Below are 16,688 nucleotides of genomic sequence, written 5' to 3'. Positions count from 1 at the left end.
TCGAGAGGCGCGTGCAGCACGCGCACTACGTGCATCACGCGCATTAGGCCACAGGAACACCCACGGGCTGTTCGGGGCTGCCTGTCAGTCGGCGACGCGCGCACCGATAGCCCGGGCGCGTCGGCGGGCTTCAGGGCTGAGGCCTTTGCGGCGGGGTGAGGTGCGAGGGTTGAACGCGGTGGGCTGTGCAGCGTAAGTCAGCGCCTTCAGGCCGGGTTTGGCGATGACGCAGGCGAAGCGGGCGTCGCCCGCGTACCACAGGTCACCGTCGAAGCCCTTGCGTGCGATGCGGTCCCAGGGCCGGAAGAAGAATCCGGAGATTTTCGGCGACACCGTCTTCTCCGGCCGGTCGGGGTCGGGCAGGACGAAAGAAGCCTTGCGCCCCCGTGCGTCGTACCGAACGCCACCCGGCTGCTGACGCCAGGGGTAGACCGTCAGGATCCGGCGCATCCGCCCGAATCTGCGCAGCTTGATGAGTGACATGACGGCGTTGTACATGAGCACAGCCAGCACGAGCGTCATGGGCACCACTGCCCCCACGGGCAGCAGCCCGACCGTGACGAACACCGCCCCCCACCACAGCGCCACCCAGCCGAGGAACCTGGTCAGCTGCCCTGCGGCCCAGCGGGACAGGGCACTGGCGGTGCCGGGACCATCCCAGGCCACGGGGCCGTCGAAGCCGCCCTTGTTGTTCAGGTTCAGGTTCACTCGTCACTCACCTCGGTCAGCCGAAGTCGGCCGTGATGCTGTCCTTGACGCCGGCGGTGCTTCCGTCCAGCTCGTCCCCTCGTACGGTCCGCTGGATGCCCGGGGGCGGACTGTGGAAGGCCACCGTCATCTGCGCGTTCTTTCTGCGTTCTCTGCGTTTGCCGTCATCGCAGCACCGCCCGCAGCGTGGCCTGGATCGGGCCGATCGCCCCGGGTGCAACGAAGATGCCCACGCGGCCGCTGTCGACAGCCATGGCACCGTCCCCCGTGCGCATCACGCACGGCCGGTCACCGCAGATGGCAGAGGAAGGCGCTCCATGCGCGGTGACCGAAGGAGAGCACGGGGCCAGTGGGGCGCTTACTGTCGCGCACGGGCAACACGCCGGACAAGCCGCCGGCAACCTCCACGCAGTTGCCCTGTCCGCCGCTGTAGCTGCTCGCACGCCATGCTGCTTCCGCGAGGGCGGTCGGTATGTGGTTTTCACGACTCATGGACGGTACTCCTTCGCGACGCGGTGGATCAGCGCGAGCGACTCCGTCGGCGGCAGCGCAGCAGTGCGTGCGTCGTCGAAGAGGCCGCGGTAATAGGCGACTTCGGACTCCCGCTCCACCCAGACATTGCCCGTAGGGGTCTCCGTCAGTACGAGATCGAGTGACGCGACCTGCGGGAAGCTCAGCACCAGGTACGGGCCGAACATACCGGAGTGCGCACCGCGCGAGAACGGCATGACTTGGACGGTGATATTGGACAACTCCGCCATCGTGAGCAAGTGCTCCAGTTGGGCACGCATCACGGATGCACCGCCGACGTGCTGGCGTAGAACGCCTTCGGCCAGCACGGCCCAGAGTTCGAGGGGAGTCGTGTCGGTCAGCCGTCGCTGTCGGGCGAGCCGCACCTCCACGAACTGATCGATCTCCGCGGCCGTCTGCCAAGCGCGTGAAGCGACCGTCACCGCGCGCCCGTACTCGGCTGTCTGCAAGAGCCCAGGAACCAGCTGGACTTCATACGTCCGAACGTGATCACAGATGGCTTCCAACTCAATCTGATCCCGGTAGGCATCGCCGAGAACGGAACTGTACGGATGCCACCAGCCGTCTCGGCGGCGCCGGTTGGCCCTCCGCGACAGCGCACTGAGGCGATCGCGGGTGTCAAGGTCCTCGATCTTGTAGGCGCGCATGAGGGCGTCCAGGTCTGGTGCGCGAACCGGCACGTGACCGTTCTCCAGACGACTGATCTTCCCTTTGGTGCAGTCGAGCGCCTCAGCTGCCTCTGCCATGGACACACCTGCGGACTCGCGGATTCTCTTGAGTTCGTCGCCGAGCTGCCTGCCGAGGACGGTGGATGGTTTCACAGAAGGCATGTGCAACTCCCTATCAGGCGCGCAGTGGAGGAAAGCAGGCGTTACTCGAAGGAGTGAACGGAGCTTCTGAGGCTCCGTGCAATTTTGCATGAAGCCTATGCTGCGAGTGCCGGAGTCGGTGAACGAGGCATGACTCTCTCACCGCACCGAGGGCAATCCGTCTCAGCCACGAACTTCAGGGGTCGCTTTGGCTATGCAGCCCGAGCTGTCAAGCACTCACGAGATCACTTGCCGCCTCCCCCGCCACCGCAGCACCGTCCCTAGAGCGCGGGCGCTACTCAAGGCCGTGCTCGGCGGCCGACACATCGATCAAGACTCCCTCGACACAACAGAGTTGGTGCTGTCGGAGCTGGTGACCAACGCCCTGCGAGCACGGGCTCCTCATGACCGCCAAGTTGGCGTGCGCATCGTGCACTGGGAGGAGGACGGGCTGCTGCGGCTGGAGGTGAGCGATGCCGGGGAAGGCCGGCCCGAGATGCAGAGCCCAGGAGAGGATGAGACGGACGGACGAGGGCTGCTCCTCGTGGAGGCGTTGGCCCACCGATGGGGCGTTCAGGAACGCGTGGGCGGCATCGGAAAGACGGTGTGGGCGGAGCTGAAAGCCCCGGGCATCGGGGCTGTTCCGGTCGAGAGGGAGATCGCGGCGGTAGCGCTCCAGCCCAGGGACGTGGTCAAGCTACGGGGGGCATGGCGGACGGTGCGGGGTGTCCGGGGCGAGCGTTCTCCCTCGGGCGGGTTCGTCATGGCGCTGGTGCTGGACGACGGCCTCGTGGTGCGGGTGGACGCGGCTGAACCGCTGACTGTACGGAGTGCAGGGCGAAATGGTCACTGTGGTGTGGCGGGACACCGTGAAACATGACTTGGCCCATCCACTCCGGTACTTCGCCACCTCAATGCGTAATGCCTCGGCATAACAACAGCGAACCAGGCAGGCCTTCCGGGCAGCGGCCCAACCTGGGGTGCAGCTCGATCAGTTTCTGTTTGCCACGCCTACGCGTGGGCCCTTGTCCACCGGCCCCGGCACCCTGGGCAACCAACCGCCGGACACCACCACCGAGCTTGACGACATCAATTGGAAGTAATCGACTCCACGAGATTAGCGACCCAGCCCAGGACGCCCACAGCGACGCAGACGAGGACACCGCCGCCCACTTGCTCGGCAGCCTTCTCGCGCCCCGAAGGCTCCCGGCTCCGATTCGGCTTGTCCGACTTGGGCGGCCTGATCACCAGGTACGCGAGCCAGCCGAGGGCGGCCACGGCAAAAGCGACCTGCCACAGTTCGCCCACGACACCCCGGATCCCGGCCCGCTGAATCGTCTGCGGCTCAAGCCCTTGCCGCGCGTCAAACTCGGTGCCGTCCGGGTAGTCGTGCCCGGTGCCCTTGAGGTGGACATAGACGGCGTCATCGGCCATGCCTCCGTCCGGCCTGAAGTCCCCGTAGCAAGAGATGTCGGAGTACTTACGGCGGGGGTTGGTGTCGTGGCAGCTCTCCACCTTGTATGTGCCCGGGGTGCCGTAGACGCCCGCGGAAAGGGCGAGATCAGCAGTCGCGGTGACGGCCCAGAAAGCGGCGACGAACGTGGCGATGCCTCCGCAGATCCAGAGGAACACCCGGGTCACGGGACCTCGGGTACGGGAGTCGGTGCGGGAGCCGGTCATGAGGAGCTAAATGATCCTTCGCGTGAGGTCGGCCTCCTGGGCCCGGGTGAGGCGGTCGGGGACCGCCAGCTTGCGGTCCCGCGCGGCCGTTTCCCAGTCCTCTGGCTGCATGAGGAAGAACGCTCCGGAACTCGGCACATAGCCGACCGCGCCGAAGGGCAGGTCTCCCGCGACGTACACGCCGCCCTCGATGCCTTCGGGCCATGGGTTACGCCACGGGGCGCGCCGTGGGACCGGGTTCATCCGCATCAGCGGTGACTCCTGCCCCTCGGCGATGCGCAGCGTGAGCGTCATGTTCTTGGGGCGGCCCTTGGTCGCTTCGGCACCGTCGACCTTGGTGATCTGCGGCCAGAACGTGTCGAAGGAGTACTGCGCGAGCGTCTTGCGGCAGCTGCGCGTGACGATGACCGCGACCGGGATGCTGTGGAGCGTGGCGAGCAGGCCGATGATGCCGACACCGGTGAACGGGGCGACGATGTAGACGAGCCAGGGCAGGCTGCTGTCTCGGACGACGCCGGTCAGGGCCGGTGCGCCGAAGGCCATGATCGCGTAGATCCCGCCGTTGCCGATACCGGTCCACCAGACCAGGCCGGTCACCTTCCGTCGCAGTGCGGCGGTGTCCAATGTCCCTGGTGCGTGGGCACCTTGAGTGTTCCCCGACACTATTCCTCCTGCAATCCGCCCCAGCCCAGCTGGCGCTATCCGAAGTCGTTCCGCATGGCAGCGGCGGCGCCTGTCAGCGCCTCCGGTTCCTGGTCCTCGTCGTCGGCCGCGGCTCGTGCGGGATCGGCGAAGGTCAGCGTGCGGGCGATCCCGAGCAGGATGTCCCGGTAGGCGTCGGCGGAGTCGAGATTCGGTGTCACCATCTGGAGGACGATGAGTTCCGGCGTGCTCGGTGCCGCTACCGCGACGGTTCCCTGCCAGATGTGACTCGGGGCCGCGTCGCTAGCTTCGGGCCGTCGGGACGACCGCGGGGCAGGTGACCGCTTCTCAGAGAAGAAACCGATACCGCACGGCAGCTCCAGCGGGCGCATTCCCTCGTCCCGACCGTCCGCGGCGCTGCCCGCGAGGCCAGCCACCACGAGTTTCGCGCTGTTGCCCGCCGTCAACATCGTCGACACGGTGAACACCGACGTCGTGAAACCACCGGAATCGTCGGGATGGACCCCGAGCGCGCACTCCTGCACCCGGTTCGTGTTCAGCAGACTGACGATGCCCGCATACAGGCGCAGGGCCCGGTCCGCCTCGTCCCGCTCCTGGTCGGGTAGCCCACGGAGCTGGTTGACGATTCCCATGAGCCGCTCGGCTGGCGGATGGAGGTCCAGGGACACATACCCGACGGGCAGCCCGTACCAGAAGGACGCCTTGCGGGTGTCCTGCGGTGCGAAGGTCACTTCACTCACGTTCATGCGTAGCCTTCACTCTCGCCGTGGCCGGTCACAGGAGGCCCAGCAATCCGGCGATGCCGTGCGCCGTCGCGGCGGCCTTCGTGCCCTCGGCGACGTTGTGCTCGGTGCCTTCCTTGTCCACGGCACCGAAGCTCTCCGCAGAGGAGACAGCGTTCGCGGCCACATTGAGGCCGTTGACACTGATCTCCGCCATCAGCAGCCCTGAGCCCTTGGCAGATTCACCGGCAACCCGCCAAGCGTCGTTGGTTTCGTCCAGCGCCGAGCGGCCGACGCCGAAGAACCCGCCCTTCATGCCGGCCCAGGTCTTCGAAGCGATGTTGGCTCCGTCGGCTGCGCTTTCGAAGCCCTCCTTGGCTGCGAGGCCCAACGCCTTCCCGCCTGGAATTATGCCGACCGCGTCACCGGCCAGCGAGGCCCAGGCTGCGAACTGATCCATGCCGCTGCCTCCGCCGAACAGATCACTCCGGAACTTGTCGTCGAGGAGGTTCTTGCCCATGGACACGGCGCTCGCCACGAGCGCGATGGGCGCCATGATCGGGGTCAGCACGGGAAAGAGGGCAAGTAGACCGGCAATAGCGCCGATGGTGCCCGCGTGCTCCGCCAGGAAGGCGCCAACGGACTTGAGGACGTCGCCGACCTTTTCCCAGAAGCCCGGCTCGGGGGCCTTGTTCGCCGAGCCCTCCAGAGCCTTGGCAACGATCTCGGCATCGTCGGTGTGCTCTGTCTCCAGCTCCTTAATTTTGCGGTTGAGAGACTCGTACTCGTTGTTGGCCTTCGTGAGGGCCGTGTTCGCCTCGTTCAACTCCCGCTCGGCGGTGCGCAGCCGCGCGGTAGCGGCGTCGGCCTCCTCCTGCGAGGGGAAGGTCTGGTTGGCGAGCTTCAGGTCCGGGTGCTGGGCGGCCTGGTCGTACGAGCTCTTGGCCTTGTCGGCTGCGGCCTGCTTCTCGGCCATCGCGTCGTCGTACTTCTTCGCCAGCCCCCGGTTGGAGGTCAGGTGCCCTTCCCACTTGTGCAGTTGGGTCGCGGCGGTACGCAGGGAGGAGGCGGCATCCTTGATGTACTTCGGCAGGTCGCCTTCAAGGGACTCGCGGAACTTCTCCGCAGCGTCGCCCTCCCAGTAGCTGCTCTCACCGGTGAGCTTCGCCAACTGCCGGTGCGTGTTCTCCAGCGCCGTCGCGGCAGCGGCCACCTTCTGCTGCAGCTTTGTGACCTCAGTGGGGATGCCCGGTACGGGGTTCCAGCCGATGTTGGGGTACGGGTTCGCGGCCATTACTTACCGCCCCCGTTGCCACCCGAGGTGCTCTTGTCCGCGATCTGCTTGAGGGCCTTCTCCAAGGCTTCCTCGACCTCTTCGTAGCCCTTCTTGTTGGACTGCACGCCCTCTTTGATCGCGTCGATCATTTCCTTGGTCTTGTCGGACCCGTACTTCCATTCCTCCTGGAACTTGTCACAGGCCTCATCGAGCCGGGCGGTACCGATCTGGTCGGCGCGCACGTGGTCAAGGGCGGACCGCGCCTCGTTCAGCTCGTCGACGCATCTCTCCAGACTCGTCAGGAACTGTTCGAGTTGCCCGATGTCCGTCTTGAAGTGGTCCCCCATGGGCCGGTTTCTCCCCGCTCGGCTCCGGATGCATCGGGCCCAGGCGACTCAAGTGGTCACCCAGGCCTCCCTGGCACCATACATGCACTGACTTTAGGCGTTCATTACCGAGTCCCTGCGGCCTCATGGCCGTACGGAAAACCGCCACAGGAGCGCCACGCGATCACCGCCTGCGTGTGACTGGGTCGACGCCCGGGAGCCGTCGTCAGGGCGTCCTACGCCGGCCCGCTTGCTGCGGCGGGTGGTCATGCGCATGCCGCGCCGAAGCGGTTCCAGGCCGGTTGATCGTCGTGATCGCGGCGATGCACACCGCTCATTCGGTTCTGCCGCTCCCGAGCGAACGAGTGCACCGCCTGCACTGCCTCCTGGTGCTCGGATGGATTCAATATCCACGGGCGGTCCAGGAGGCTCCAGGCCGCGGGGAGATCACCCCACCGGGGAAACCTCAGCTGACCACTCAGGCTGCAGCTCGCTGCCTTTTTCCCGTCCGGAACAGCAGCAGGCCGCACACCACGAGCAGTACGCCACCACCGGCTGCGCCGAGGCCGATCGCGAGCATCTCCATCTCCATGGGGGGATGGGAGATCTTGCTCGTGCCGGTCGGTGACGCGAAGTGCTCGGTGCCTCCCTTGTACGGCTTCGGCGCCGTGTCGATCTCCGGCGGGTTGGCGGCCGCTCGCAGCGCGGCCGCAGCGTTGATCTGGCCGGCACCGACGAGCGCGTTGTGCCCGCCGGCCGGACGGTCAGCCGTACGCATCAGAATCGCGCGGGTCTGAGCCGGGGTCAGATCCGGGTTCTCAGCCAGCAGCAACGCGGTGACACCGGCGGCGAGCGCACCGGCCGGGGAAGTTCCATTGACCGATTTGTAGCCCCCGTCCTTGTCGGCGCTGATGATGCCGACCCCGGGGGCGGCAATGGTGTTGTGGGTGCGCACCGTGGAGAAGTCGGCGCGCTCTCCTCCGGGCTGGGTCGCGGCAACGGAGATCACGGGCGCGTACCCAGCGGGAAAGTTGCCATCGTTGAGCTCGTCTCCGCTGTTGCCCGCGCTGGCCAGCAGCGTGACGCCCTTTTGCACAGCACGGGCGGCGGCGGCAACCTCCTCACCTCTCAGCTCGCCGAACATGCCTCCGCCGAGGGACAGCGAAATCACGTCGGCGCCGTTCTCCACCGCGAAATCGATGCCTTCCGCGAGTGGATTGGCGCGGTTCCCCAGTCGCTCCAGCTTCTCCTCACGGCTGTCGTTGATCACTCGAGCAGTGATGATCTCCGCTTTGGGAGCGACCTTGAGGACGTCCGAGACCATGGCTGTGCCGTGCTCGCCATAGCCCTCGTCTCCGGGCTTGAGGCCGTCCAAGTCGTAGAAATCGGGGCCGACCTTGGCCACCCGGCCCTTGAGCGCCGGGTGATCCGGATTGATACCGCTGTCCAGCACCGCCACGGTCACGCCTTCACCCTGGGTGACCTTGTGCGCCGCCGGCAGGCCGAGTGCGGCCGACTCCCAGCCGGCCGGGGCGTTCTCGGCGGCCGACGCGGAAACGGCACCCCAGGAAAGCCCCATACCCATCAGGACCGCCAGCGCGGCACCAGTGACGATGGTATTGCGCAGGGATCGGGTGCTCACAGCGGGTCTCCCATCTGCATGCGGTCCATGTGGACGAGAAAGATCTCGACGAGGTTTTCGGCGTTGGCGCTCCAGGACTCGCGGTCTACGTCGTTGCCGTCGATGTCACCCCACTCGCCGGGTAGATCGCCGGCGATGTAGCCGTCCACGGAGCCGCTGCTGGCGCCTACAACGTATGGCAGGTTCTCACCGGAGGCTGTCGTGAGGTAGGAGCCGTTGCGGGACTTCCACTTGGAGGCCGGAGTGCCGGACACCGCGTACGGAGTAACAGCGCCGTCCGAGAGGCGGTGGTCCTGGTATGCCGTGAAGATCTTCTCCTTCGCCCCGCCTGCGTTCGGGCCCTCGGGCAGCACCACGACCGCGACCGTCGCGACCATGTTCGCGGTGGTGTCGACGTACGTGGCGCGCAGGACTGCCTTGCAGCCGTTGTCCTTGGCAGCCTTGAGCGTGAAGCGAGTGAGGCCCTTGTCGCAGTCGGTCTCCGGTGAGATCCCCACGCGGTTCCACAACGCTTGCTTAGGGTCGTCGGGCTTGCTGTAGGCACCGGCGCCGCCGAGTGTGATCGGGAAGAACTTGTCCACCGGTTCGTCCCGCCACATCACATTGCCGTACTCGTAATTCCGGATCTCCTGCTGGGAATTACTGTACGCGTGCGCGGTGAGCGCGCCACCTGCGAGGAGCAGCACCGTTCCGACGACACCGAGCAACGAGCCGAACACCTTTCGACCCGTGCCACGTCCAGAAGCTCCGCCCTGTGGGTTCTGCGGCGGCCAAGGCGCCTGTCCATAGGGCGGGACGGCCGCACCAGGTGGTGGTGCCACCGGCACCGGCGGCTGCTGACCATACGGATTCGCGCCACCTTGCGGACTCTGCGCCGGCCAAGGCGCCTGTCCGGGAGGCGGAACGGCCGCACCAGGCGGTGGAGCGGCCGGCATCGGCGGCGGCTGGCCATACGGATTCGCGCTGCCCGGGCTGCCGGGCGGCGGGTACGACATGTGTTTCCTACTCCCCCATGCAGAGACCAACTCTTCTTACGGAAGCGGCCGACCGCCTTCTCGGCTGGAGCAACGCCCAACTCGTCGCTTCGGTCGCGCCGTGCTCGGCGCAGAATACGACAGGCCGTGGCAACCGAGCGTGTTGCCTTGACTCTTGCCTGAATGGGGGAAACCGGCGGGCGGTCCTGTGGGCAACGTTGGAGCCCCGGCCAACGAGGCGGCAGGCTGCGTCGTTCGCGCTCCGGTGACAGTGTCCGCCGGTGGCCTGGCCTCTTTATCGATGGAGGCAGCCGTGCGGGCCTCGACCCGCAGGGCGTCGATCACGTCCGATGGCGCACCCTCGCCACGTCACGCTCAACCCCCCGGCCGAATCGGCGCCACAGCCTGCGCGACCCATCCCCCGTTTCCGCTACTCCTTCACAACAGGGCCAGCAGTATCCACCGTTGGGAAACCGAGTGTCCGTGCTGCTTCGCGACTACGCGACAGGAGTCGTGAAGGGGTAGTGCGGGCAGGCCTCCGGGACCGATCCTGGTGATAGTGTCCGCAGGCTGGTTGCCAACGCGTGTGCGTACAGGCGGAGTTAAACAAAGGGATCTTGCTGTGACTGATCTCGAAGTGAGCCCCGAGATCCTCAAAAAGGGCGCTTCGAACATTCTGGAATGTCTCACGCCGGTGGAAAAGGTGGACCTGGAGCCGCTGGCCAAGCAGGGTTCCTCGCTCGGGGTTGATTCGGCCGCCGCGGCATTGATGACATTCTGCGCGACGTGGCAGTCGGGCGCCGGGTTCCTCGCCGACTGCGCGGCGACGCTGGCAGAGGGGCTGAACTCGGCCAGCAACAACTACGCGGCGACGGATGAGGTCATCCGTGACGCAGTGAACTCGGTCAATTCGGACTTGAGTTAAGAACGGGGAATCCGTATTCATGGCAGCCGCGCTCGGGGAGACGACTGACCCGAAGGAACTCATCCCGGGAGACGTCGAGAAGCTCGGCGAACTCACCACCGCCCTTACCAACTGGTCGGACAAGTTCGACGGAATCGGCGACGGCCTGCAGGGCCTGCGCATACCGGGCTGGACGGGTAAGGCAAGTGACGCCTTCTGGCCCACCTTGTCCACAGAGAAGACCAACTGGTACCTCGCTTCCGACGCGATGTCGGGGGCGGCCAAGGCAGTCACCTCGTATTCCTCCATGCTGAGCTGGGCGCAGCAGCAGGCCGCTACAGCGATTGCGCAATGGGAGAGCGGGCAACGCGATTCGGCGGAGGAGGTACTGAAGACCGCGCGCCAACAGCTTCAGCACGAGTCCGAGGCGTTGGCCAAGAAGCTCGACAACCTTGCGGGGGGTTCCTCCGACAGCCCCAGTTGGCTCGCAGAGGCCAGGGACTGGGTGGACGCCAAGCAGTGGGCCGACGAGCACGGGGTCGGCAAGACCACCCAAACCCACTGGAAGTGGGAGAACGAGAGGTGGCGGCCCAGAGGCGAAGACGGCCAGTGGCGCACGGACAAGGAGTGGGGCAAAGACGAGAACGGTAACTGGTATATCCGGGACAAGGCTCCAGGGCCCGAGGACGGGGATCCGGCGGATCCGGCCACTGGCAAGAAGGCGGATGTCAACATCAAGCTCGCCGAGTGGTCGGGCAAGGCCAGCGCCTGGTCGGCAGGCACTCCCCCGGGCGAGACGACGGTGGGTGGCGCCACGTTGAAGGGCACAGCAGGGGTTTCGGCGCTCGGGGTGGACGGATCTGCCACTGCCAGCGTCACCAACGGGCGAGTACAGGCCGGCGTTTCGGGCAGTGCCTACCTGGCGCAGGCGTCCGCGAACGGCAGCGTGCAGTACGGCATCGCCGGAGCCCAGGCGGAGGCAAAAGCCTTTGCGGGAGCCGAGGCCTCGGCGAACCTGTCGGCCGGCAAGGACGGACTGCACGCCGGGGCAGAGGCGTTCGCTGGAGCCAAGGCCACAGGGTCGGTCTCCGCCGACGTCGGCGGCGTCGGTGCCGGTGTCGGGGGCGAGGCCTGGGCGGGGGCGGGGGCTTCCGCCAGTGCCGACCTGGGCATGAAAGACGGCAAGTTCACCATCGGCGGAGAGGCCGGAATCGGTCTGGGTATCGGCGGCAAGGTCTCCGTTGATATCACCATCGATCCCGGCAAGATGATCGACTCGGCCGGTGACGCGGCTGACGCCGTGGGAGACGCCTGGGACAGCACGGTCGGCAGCTGGTTCTAGCCTGAGTTGACGCTCATCAAGGAAGTGGATTCACGATGACCACCACGTTGCCGATCAAGATCTCGTTCGCACTGCCGGACGGCTGGCAGGCAGCCCCGCCGGACGAGGTGGGGGCGCCTGGCGTGGCCTTCGTCGCGCTTCATCCCGCATCCATGGACGGATTCACGGCGAACATCACCATTGCCGGGCAGATGCGCAACGACAGCGCGGGCATTTGGCAGATCGCCGAGGAGTCGGTGCGGCGGCTGCAGCAAGCAGGGCCCGTAGAGGTCATCAAGAAGACCGAAGTGGGTACCCCGGACGCCCCGGGTCTGACGGATGCCCCTGGCGTGGTGCAGAACCTCCGACTCTCCACCACCCTGAGGGGAGAACCTCTGGTACTGCTCCAGAGCCAGGTCTACCTCGGCATGGAGGACGTCAAGGACCCGTCGAAGCGCGTCGTCATCGAACTCGTCCTCACCGCGAAGCCGAGCCAACTCGACCAGGTCATCGAGGACTTCAAGGAGTTCATCAGGACAGTACGCCCGGCCGAGGAATCTCCGGCGTAGCCAAACCGAATGCCCCTTGCCCCGCAAACCTTTCACTCCGGGGCAAGGGGCATTCTGGTTGCTCAGGCAGCAGTCCAGGCCTGGGCCGGAATCCGGTCGAGCACATCGCACAAGTAGTTCAACTTTTCGTCGACGGTCTGTGGTGACAGGGCGCCCGTGTACCACGTGATCAGTTCGTTGTCGCGGAACCGAAGTGGGGACTTCTTGGCCCGGGGGTCTGCGACTATGAAGGGCACTACACCACCGCTGAGGGCGTTCCGGAAAAATGCCTCGTCCTTGGCAAGGACCTTGAATTCCTTGTCGAACTCCGGTATCCCGACCCGCTTTCCGGGCCGCCCGTCCAGCACCGCCCCCAGCTTGTTCCTGCGAAGGATCTCCATATACGACCCCGAGCCAGGCGCTGTGACGATGAAGACTGCCTTGATGACGAGACGCCTGTGCTCCCCAAAGTCGTTGACGTCACCGTCCACCGTGGACCGTTTGTAGCGGTACTCGAAGTACGTGAAGGGACGGCCCCGGAACTCTCCTGTGGTGTAGTGCCAGGCGGCCTGATTCTCACCCTTATAGAGGATGGGGCCCATACCGCCATACTGATCGATCTGCCCTCGCGTACAGGGATGGTACGTCCAGCCACGTTCCGGAGCGATCTGGGCAATCTGCTCCCATTCATTCCTGATCCGTGCATCCTGCCTGCGTCCGCGCACGGACATGGTGATCACCAAGGTGAACATGCCCGCGATGACAGCGAAGAGCAACACCTTGACGAGGATCCCTACCAGCAGCTCCATGACCCAAGATTATCGCGGACATGCGACTGCAAATAGAACAGGGGGAATCCTGATCGCGGAAAATACGTGGATACCTGAGAGCCCCTCAGCGGCATCCTGCGGCGAAGCGTAACGGCCGCGAGGCCCTGGCGCAGACGTGCGTGAAGTCCCTGATGAGAACTGACCTGCCATGAACCCCTTCCGGAAGGTTCGAGTTGTCGCCGAGGTAGTTCACAGGGGCTCAAGCTCCACCATCCGTGTGGCCAGGGGCGCGTTCTGCGCCAAGCCGCTCGGACCGCCCAGCGAGCAACGGCGTTTTTGCTCAAGGCGAGCGCCTGGCCGGCGCGGTGCGGTGCGGCGCGGTGCGGTTGTGGGGGGGGCGTAGCTCGATCTCGGGTTGCCCTCACAGTCAGCGACTGACTTCCATCTGCCCTTCATAGGTGAAGACCGGCCGCAGGCAAAGTGAAGGGATCACGATGCACCGTCAGTTACACAGAGCGGCCTGATATTTAGTTGTGCTGACGCATGCCATCTCCTGAGCGCAGCGAGGGGCACTCCCGGGGCTTGCCGTGCTGGCAGGGTTTACTGATCCGGCTCAAGTCTGGAGCAGTTCTGTCGGGCGTGCTCCCGACACCTTGACTATCTTGATCACACGAAATGGAATCCATCATGGCCACAGCTCGCTTGTTCGGAGCAACTTGCGGCCTCTCGGCCGTAGCCGTCGGCGCGTTGCTCGTCGGCTGCTCGGCCTCGGTCAACGTTGAAAAGGCCGAGCCGAAACTGTCTGCGGACAAGCTATCCACCACTGTCGCCGAGAAGCTTGCCGCCACGACGGGCCAGCCGAAGCCCGACGTCACCTGCCCCAACGACCTCACCGGGAAGGTTGGCACCACCACCCGTTGCACACTCACAGCAGACGACGGCAGCACCCTGGGCGTGACGGTCACCGTTTCCTCCGTCGACGGAGACAAGATCAACTTCGACATCAAGGCCGACGACACGGCTTCCCCGGCTGCGAACTGACAAGCGGACCTTGCCGACCTGCTCCCGCGCGAGCGAGGATCGCGTACATCGAGATCACGAGCTGGCCAGCTGCCGCTTCCGTAACACCACCGCGGCAGCCCTGGTGAAGGTGCTGGTCGAAGCGGCAGGCGATAGGCAACTCGGCAGGACCAACGCCCGGTTGGCCGTGTCGACCTCTTGGAGATCGACGAACTCGGTAGCCGCGAACTCGACCGTCGCGGCGCCGCTGAAGATGTGGCGTGCATGAGGCGCCCGTCCAGTCGGAGGGTGATCGTGCGACTGGAGAGGGTGAGCCCGACCCGGTAGCGGCCCCACCAGGGCGGACGATCCCGTCGCGAAGGACCTTGCGGTCGACCTCAACCCGGCGGCGAGGATGACCGTGTCGCTGCCGGATCAAGGCAGGGCGACCGATGTGGGCTCGAGAGCGGGCCGGACGGGCACCATAGCGCATGGCCAGGTGGGCGATGTCCACCGGCCGTAGCCGGGAGTGGACCGTAGTGACCCGATGCCCGTCGAGGAGGAAGCGGATGCTGCGATAGTCCGCCCAGACCTGAGCGCCCCGCCGACTGGTGTCTGGTGGATGCCGACTCGCTGCCTGCCTGTCACCAGGATGATCTCGCGACTGGGAGGCACCCGCACGTCGAACACGACCGCGGTGTGACGGCAAGACCGACGGCGCGACAACAGCGACGGACAACTCCCGCCCGGCGACGGTCTGTTCAGGATGCGCGTCGACTCGGCTAATGCCGGTGTGGGGCCGGAAGAAGTGGCCTTCCGAATGACGGCATCAGTCACGACGTCGCGGAGGGCACCAAGGCGGGAGTCGCCCTATCCGGCGCGCCAGGCGCGCTGGGGACCTTCGGCACCGATATCGCTGAACTCGCAAGGAGCGTCCGGCTGTGAACAATCACCTCGGCGTCGCGGGCTCCGAGTCGAAGCCGGTTTTCTGGCACGGCGCTCCCGCACCCTCATGCCAGGGGCCGCCACGAAGGGGGCAGGCGTACTCGTGGACCCGGAGGAGAGCCGATTCCGCTGCACGGACACCACGCACGTATGGGCAGTGCTGACATATGCCGGGCCCACGGCTCGGCTTGAGCGGAGCAACCTCTCACGCCGGGCCGCTGGGCGATGTTACGGAGCAGCCCCCCTGGCCCCCTGCCCGCTGCTCAACTGCCCCTGCGCCGCCGGGTCCTGGCTCACGACTACGTACAGGCCATACACCAGAAGACCGACCGTGCCGGCGATTCCGACGACCAGGCGCCAAGTCGCCGAGGGAACGGGAAGCGCGAGCGCCACGACGCAGAGCGTCCAGAGCAGGAGGACGTTCATCAGCCGGTTCGGGATGCTGAGGATCCAGCCGCCGTCGAGGTCGAGCAGCCGCCTTTCGCCTGTTGAGCCGACAGAAGCCTGGTGACCAGCTTTCGCCCTCGCGGACTCCTCATACTCTGGGGCAAGCCCGCCCGGGATGAACCAGCCGGCATCGCTGATGAACACCGCGCCCGTACGATGCGGCCCCTTCCGGCCTCCGTGCCGGTTGCGGTCCGGCGCCCAGACCAGATGGCCTTCCGCACGCCCCACCGTGTCCACGTACCTGGCATTGTCCCCATGCACGTGCAGCTTCACGGGGCCCTTGGAGGTATCCAGGCAGATGTGTGCCTTCCCCGCCCCATGACCGTCGTACCCGGAAATGCTCGCCCGCAGCACGCGTTCGTTTCCGCGCAGCCTCCGAGGAAATTGCTGGTCCCTACGGCCCGTGAGATAGACGAAGAAGAGTACCCCGATGAGAAACAGCCATCCCGAACGCAGAATCCAGGTCCACCAGTTGCTCATGGTACGACCGGAGAGTTGACGGTCGACATCGGCCCTGTCGTTGTCGCCCACGGCTCCCAGTTCGGGTCGGTCGGGGGCGTAGGCGACGTAGGCCTTGCCGCCGACCACCGCGGGATCTGGCCATTGCGACCGGAAGGCGACGCGCCTCCCGCTCCCGGCTCCGTCGGCCGGAGGCAGCAGCACCGTCACTGTGCAGTAGTACGTGCTGCCGTTCCTGTGTCTGTCCCTGACGACATCCCGCACCGACTCGACCGGCAACGCCCGCACAACGGCGCCCGAAGAAGCGATCTCCGCTGCCTTGCCCGTGGGCGTGGGCGCACCCACCCCAAGGGCGAGCGGGAGGACCAGCGCCATAACTCCGCCGTAGAGCTTCAGGGCCTCTTCGTTCAACAGAGCGGAGGCGCCTCGCAACCTCCCGGGGAGCGCCCCGGGTCCGCTCTCTCCTGCTTCCGATGTGCGATCGGCCAGGGCGCGATAGACCGACGTGGAGTCAGGGTTGCCCGACGCGCGTCGCAACGCCCATGCTGAGACGGCAAGGACAGCGAGTACGACCGCGCAGCCCAGCACTAGAGCGTCCCGCAGCGTGGACTTCACCAGGAAGAGCCAGCACCCGAGGAGCACCGTCATCAGGAGGCACGCCACCCAGGCCACCACCTTGCCCAGGAAAATGGCCGGACCGAGCATGCGAAGGCCGCCGTCGTTCATGGCACCTGTTCTCGTTCCGTCCGAACCGTTCATCCGAAGTCGTCCACCAGACTCGTGTTCTTTCTGTGCTCGCGGAGTTGTTGGGCCGTCGTCTGCTGCCCCTCGTCGAGGTCGTCCTCGATGCTGTCCGCCTCTTTGAGCCGGTTTCCGGCCGTGGTTGTCTCTGTGCACACTCGGCTGTTCGTAGCCTTGTCGCGAAGCGCGTTCCGCTGCTCCTGTGTCAGCCCCTCGGTATCGG

The 16,688-nt window shown here is 66.0% G+C and carries 18 protein-coding genes; 5 read left to right on the top strand and 13 right to left on the bottom strand.

Annotated features, from left to right (window positions below):
* Positions 1-84 precede the first annotated feature (84 nt).
* The 3 genes from E0500_RS18880 to E0500_RS18870 form a co-directional block, all read right to left on the bottom strand.
* The gene (locus tag E0500_RS18880) at positions 85-708 is read right to left on the bottom strand and encodes a hypothetical protein (RefSeq protein ID WP_131562139.1); all 624 of its coding nucleotides are present in this window, start codon (positions 706-708) and stop codon (positions 85-87) included.
* 288 nt (positions 709-996) lie between these two features.
* Positions 997-1,200, bottom strand: coding sequence for a DUF397 domain-containing protein (locus E0500_RS18875; protein ID WP_131562141.1), 204 nt, complete (start codon positions 1,198-1,200; stop codon positions 997-999).
* Positions 1,197-2,069: a helix-turn-helix transcriptional regulator gene (locus tag E0500_RS18870; protein ID WP_131562143.1), complete on the bottom strand. Its 873-nt coding sequence runs from the start codon at positions 2,067-2,069 to the stop codon at positions 1,197-1,199. Before E0500_RS18870 ends, E0500_RS18875 begins: the two co-directional genes overlap by 4 nt.
* A gap of 193 nt (positions 2,070-2,262) precedes the next feature.
* On the opposite strand from E0500_RS18870, the gene E0500_RS18865 reads away from it, so the two are divergent.
* Positions 2,263-2,928, top strand: a complete 666-nt coding sequence (locus E0500_RS18865) for an ATP-binding protein (RefSeq protein WP_131562145.1) — start codon at positions 2,263-2,265, stop codon at positions 2,926-2,928.
* 209 nt (positions 2,929-3,137) lie between these two features.
* Here E0500_RS18865 and E0500_RS18860 read toward each other — a convergent pair whose 3' ends face one another.
* From E0500_RS18860 to E0500_RS18830, 7 genes are all read right to left on the bottom strand, one after another.
* Positions 3,138-3,728, bottom strand: a complete 591-nt coding sequence (locus E0500_RS18860) for a hypothetical protein (protein WP_131562147.1) — start codon at positions 3,726-3,728, stop codon at positions 3,138-3,140.
* Positions 3,729-3,734: 6 nt separating this feature from the next.
* A complete protein-coding gene (locus tag E0500_RS18855; protein WP_131562149.1) occupies positions 3,735-4,352 on the bottom strand; it encodes a hypothetical protein in 618 nt (205 codons plus the stop codon).
* 74 nt (positions 4,353-4,426) lie between these two features.
* Positions 4,427-5,137 (bottom strand): hypothetical protein, encoded by a 711-nt coding sequence (locus E0500_RS18850; protein WP_131562151.1) that lies wholly within the window; start codon positions 5,135-5,137, stop codon positions 4,427-4,429.
* Between the two features lie 28 nt (positions 5,138-5,165).
* Positions 5,166-6,407 (bottom strand): putative T7SS-secreted protein, encoded by a 1,242-nt coding sequence (locus E0500_RS18845; protein ID WP_131562153.1) that lies wholly within the window; start codon positions 6,405-6,407, stop codon positions 5,166-5,168.
* Complete coding sequence (locus E0500_RS18840) at positions 6,407-6,736, bottom strand: hypothetical protein (RefSeq protein ID WP_131562155.1); 330 nt, start codon at positions 6,734-6,736, stop codon at positions 6,407-6,409. The genes E0500_RS18845 and E0500_RS18840 overlap by 1 nt, the downstream gene beginning before the upstream one ends.
* Before the next feature lie 457 nt (positions 6,737-7,193).
* Entirely contained in the window at positions 7,194-8,357 is a 1,164-nt protein-coding gene (locus tag E0500_RS18835) for a S8 family serine peptidase (RefSeq protein WP_131562157.1), read from the bottom strand.
* Positions 8,354-9,064 (bottom strand): hypothetical protein, encoded by a 711-nt coding sequence (locus tag E0500_RS18830; protein WP_131562159.1) that lies wholly within the window; start codon positions 9,062-9,064, stop codon positions 8,354-8,356. Before E0500_RS18830 ends, E0500_RS18835 begins: the two co-directional genes overlap by 4 nt.
* An 889-nt stretch (positions 9,065-9,953) precedes the next feature.
* Here E0500_RS18830 and E0500_RS18825 point away from each other — a divergent pair.
* The 3 genes from E0500_RS18825 to E0500_RS18815 are packed head-to-tail and all read left to right on the top strand — an operon-like array spanning position 9,954 to position 12,125.
* A complete protein-coding gene (locus E0500_RS18825) occupies positions 9,954-10,256 on the top strand; it encodes a hypothetical protein (RefSeq protein WP_131562161.1) in 303 nt (100 codons plus the stop codon).
* Between the two features lie 19 nt (positions 10,257-10,275).
* Entirely contained in the window at positions 10,276-11,577 is a 1,302-nt protein-coding gene (locus E0500_RS18820; protein ID WP_131562163.1) for a putative T7SS-secreted protein, read from the top strand.
* Between the two features lie 35 nt (positions 11,578-11,612).
* Complete coding sequence (locus tag E0500_RS18815; RefSeq protein WP_181587049.1) at positions 11,613-12,125, top strand: hypothetical protein; 513 nt, start codon at positions 11,613-11,615, stop codon at positions 12,123-12,125.
* Positions 12,126-12,187: 62 nt separating this feature from the next.
* Here E0500_RS18815 and E0500_RS18810 read toward each other — a convergent pair whose 3' ends face one another.
* On the bottom strand, positions 12,188-12,913 hold the full coding sequence (locus E0500_RS18810) for a hypothetical protein (protein ID WP_131562165.1): 726 nt from the start codon (positions 12,911-12,913) through the stop codon (positions 12,188-12,190).
* A gap of 648 nt (positions 12,914-13,561) precedes the next feature.
* Between E0500_RS18810 and E0500_RS18805 the strand changes: the two genes are divergently transcribed.
* Positions 13,562-13,915 carry a DUF4333 domain-containing protein gene (locus tag E0500_RS18805; protein ID WP_131562167.1) on the top strand — a complete coding sequence of 118 codons (354 nt, stop codon included), beginning with the start codon at positions 13,562-13,564 and terminating at the stop codon, positions 13,913-13,915.
* Positions 13,916-15,046: 1,131 nt separating this feature from the next.
* Here E0500_RS18805 and E0500_RS18800 read toward each other — a convergent pair.
* Both E0500_RS18800 and E0500_RS18795 read right to left on the bottom strand, forming a co-directional pair.
* Positions 15,047-16,450, bottom strand: coding sequence for a hypothetical protein (locus E0500_RS18800; protein WP_131562169.1), 1,404 nt, complete (start codon positions 16,448-16,450; stop codon positions 15,047-15,049).
* 29 nt (positions 16,451-16,479) lie between these two features.
* Positions 16,480-16,623 (bottom strand): hypothetical protein, encoded by a 144-nt coding sequence (locus E0500_RS18795; protein WP_165934945.1) that lies wholly within the window; start codon positions 16,621-16,623, stop codon positions 16,480-16,482.
* Between the last annotated feature and the right edge of the window lie 65 nt (positions 16,624-16,688).

The sequence above is a fragment of the Streptomyces sp. KM273126 genome (assembly GCF_004337435.2).
In the GTDB taxonomy this organism is placed as follows: domain Bacteria; phylum Actinomycetota; class Actinomycetes; order Streptomycetales; family Streptomycetaceae; genus Streptomyces; species Streptomyces acidicola.
Note: the sequence above shows the minus strand (reverse complement) of the source record. Positions and strands in the feature narration are given on the sequence as shown.

Coding starts and splice junctions, on each gene's coding strand:
- E0500_RS18875 (WP_131562141.1), bottom strand. CDS start 1,200: ATGAGTCGTGAAAACCACATACCGACCGCCCTCGCGGAAGCAGCATGG.
- E0500_RS18870 (WP_131562143.1), bottom strand. CDS start 2,069: ATGCCTTCTGTGAAACCATCCACCGTCCTCGGCAGGCAGCTCGGCGAC.
- E0500_RS18865 (WP_131562145.1), top strand. CDS start 2,263: ATGCAGCCCGAGCTGTCAAGCACTCACGAGATCACTTGCCGCCTCCCC.
- E0500_RS18860 (WP_131562147.1), bottom strand. CDS start 3,728: ATGACCGGCTCCCGCACCGACTCCCGTACCCGAGGTCCCGTGACCCGG.
- E0500_RS18850 (WP_131562151.1), bottom strand. CDS start 5,137: ATGAACGTGAGTGAAGTGACCTTCGCACCGCAGGACACCCGCAAGGCG.
- E0500_RS18845 (WP_131562153.1), bottom strand. CDS start 6,407: ATGGCCGCGAACCCGTACCCCAACATCGGCTGGAACCCCGTACCGGGC.
- E0500_RS18840 (WP_131562155.1), bottom strand. CDS start 6,736: ATGGGGGACCACTTCAAGACGGACATCGGGCAACTCGAACAGTTCCTG.
- E0500_RS18820 (WP_131562163.1), top strand. CDS start 10,276: ATGGCAGCCGCGCTCGGGGAGACGACTGACCCGAAGGAACTCATCCCG.
- E0500_RS18815 (WP_181587049.1), top strand. CDS start 11,613: ATGACCACCACGTTGCCGATCAAGATCTCGTTCGCACTGCCGGACGGC.
- E0500_RS18810 (WP_131562165.1), bottom strand. CDS start 12,913: ATGGAGCTGCTGGTAGGGATCCTCGTCAAGGTGTTGCTCTTCGCTGTC.
- E0500_RS18805 (WP_131562167.1), top strand. CDS start 13,562: ATGGCCACAGCTCGCTTGTTCGGAGCAACTTGCGGCCTCTCGGCCGTA.
- E0500_RS18800 (WP_131562169.1), bottom strand. CDS start 16,450: ATGAACGACGGCGGCCTTCGCATGCTCGGTCCGGCCATTTTCCTGGGC.